Source organism: Gemmatimonas sp. (genome assembly GCF_036405635.1).
Taxonomy (GTDB): domain Bacteria; phylum Gemmatimonadota; class Gemmatimonadetes; order Gemmatimonadales; family Gemmatimonadaceae; genus Gemmatimonas.
Genome location: NZ_DASWXE010000031.1, coordinates 1 through 2,306, shown reverse-complemented (window position 1 = coordinate 2,306; position 2,306 = coordinate 1). Strand labels below are relative to the sequence as shown.

Sequence of the window (2,306 nt, the reverse complement as noted above, 5' to 3'; positions counted from 1 at the left end):
GACTGGATCCGCAACAGCTGCGCGAGCGTGATGGCGGCCATGACGCGGGTGGAGTCCAGCATCAAGGCCCGCCGAAGATCCCGTTCCGCGTTGACAATATCGTTTGTGGATGCCAGCCCAGGGCCGCTCGTGCGTAATACGAGTTGCCACCGGGCAGTACCTCTAAGTTCGAGCGCACGGGGTTCCGCTCCACTGAGAGGCATCGCACGATCGGCATAGCGAATGACCATCTCGAGCGCGCGCGCAGCAGAATCCTTTGGCAAGAGACGCGATCGATCCCGCGCGACCCACCCACGCATCACCACGGGTTCCCACCAACGCCGATCACGCGCTTCCGCCAGGCCCAGCAACGAGTCCACCGAATGGTACGCACGCTGTGCGGCTGCGACATCGGTGCCACGCCCTTGGCTAAGCAGCGTCCAAGCCGTGTTCTGGAGATGGTGCGCCCGATCCAGAAGTAACTGGGCACCCGGATCCGTGGTGCCAGAACGCGATGCCAACAAACGTATTTCCCCGCCAAGCTGGCGGCGGAGTAACGTGCCTAGAACAGACGCCACCTCATCGCGCAAGGCCAACAGTGAACGGTCATCGAGCGGATGCGACACCACTTGCGGTGGCCCGGTCAGCGTTCCGGTAGTGGCGTCCACCAAGCTCACCACCACACGCACGGTATCGGAGGTCGATGTGCGGGCCACCAATCTTTCGATCCGACCTTCCACAACGAGCCCCGCACCCAAGGCGCGTGCAATGCTGTCCTGAGACGGTGGCGTCGACAGCGCTCGATAGTGCAGCACGCCAGTGCGGGACACGACCTTGATGCCCGGTACCGCACTCAGTTCATCGATCAACTTTCCTGTCAACCCATCGGCGATGTACCCCACATCATCGCGCACGTCGTGCTGGAAGTAGAGAACGGCCACACGATTCGGCACAAGCGTTGCCTCGCGATGCGGCACATCGGGTGATTGCCACACCCTGCCTATCGCGGTCAGTCCGGCGATCATCGTGATCAATCCAATGCCGACAACGAAGCGGCTGTCACGCCAGAGCCGCCTGCGCACTGCATTCTGTGGCACGCTCATCGAGTCGCTGAACGTGGCTCGAGCCTCATTAGAAGGATCAATGGCGGCGATTCCCTCCCTCCTCGCCTTGCCGCCCACTGCCGCAGCCAGTGACGGCGGTTCTGACCGCCCCTCCGGCACCACTCCGTCTACCTGAGCCGACGGCGCAGGCGAGGTTGCATGGATTTCTGTCAGTGCAGCAACAATCAACGGCTCTGGCGGCAACTCTTCGGCCTGCAGCCAACGCAGGTGATCCTCTAGCACCTGCCTGGCAGCAGAACGGTCACCACGATCAGCAAGTGCCCTGGCCAACCGCAGCACAGGTGGGGCCGCTCCGGGGCGCAACTGCATCAGGCGCCTCCAGTGTTGTGCGGCTGCGACTCGATCTCCCGCCACTTCCGCCTTCTCGGCCACTATCTCGAGCGCCGACACATGGACCGCCGCGATGGCCGCTCGTTCCGATTCGGCCCATTCATCGAACTCTCTTGCGTCGGCCACATACCAGCCGTCCAGGAAAGGGCCGTGATATAAGCGCACGGCTGCTTCGAGCTCGCCAGATGCGACGGAAGTACGGAAGTCCAGCAGGTCGCTACCGACGATCTCCACATCAAGGCGCACATCGTCCGCGACAGCCACTATCACGCCATCACCGAGCTCCTTGCGGATGACATGCAGCGCTTCGGAGAGCTGCTTCCGTCCCGACTCGGAGTCTCGTGATGGCCACAGATAGCTCACGATGCGCTCCCGTGACAGCCGATGTCCGGGTGATGCCGTGAGCAGCGCCAGCAGTGCTAGGCGTCGTCGATGCGCCGCGCGCCCCTAAACGGCGTCTGTTCGGGGCCTGCGTCAATTCGAGCACCTCCGAGCAAACGAAGATACGGTCGCATTGTGCTGCGAAAACCCAATCCGAGAATGAATCGAGAAAGAGTGGAGACTCGATGCCTAGGCTACCGCGTGATGGCCGGGGCCGCCACCCCGGAACTGCGCCCCTCAACGGATCTCCCATGACCCCGACTCGTTCACCCGCCTCCGCAACGTCACCTCGGACAAGCCTCAATCTCCTCGAGTCCTATGATGTCGCGTTCGTGACATTCGACCGCCACCTGCAATGCACCTTCGTGTCGCGCGCAGCCCGACGATGCTTGGGGGACGGACTGCCGAAACAGGACCGGCCCGGCATCGCGCCATCCCCTCTGTTGACTCGCCTGGCCTGCCTGATCGAACGCCGATGGCCCCCCGGAACGG

At 63.1% G+C, this 2,306-nt stretch carries 1 protein-coding gene; it reads right to left on the bottom strand.

What is annotated here, in order from left to right:
• Positions 1–1,796 (bottom strand): BTAD domain-containing putative transcriptional regulator (locus VGE27_RS01790; RefSeq protein WP_331047916.1); only part of this gene is annotated, 1,796 nt, incomplete at its 3' end.
• Positions 1,797–2,306: the final 510 nt, after the last annotated feature.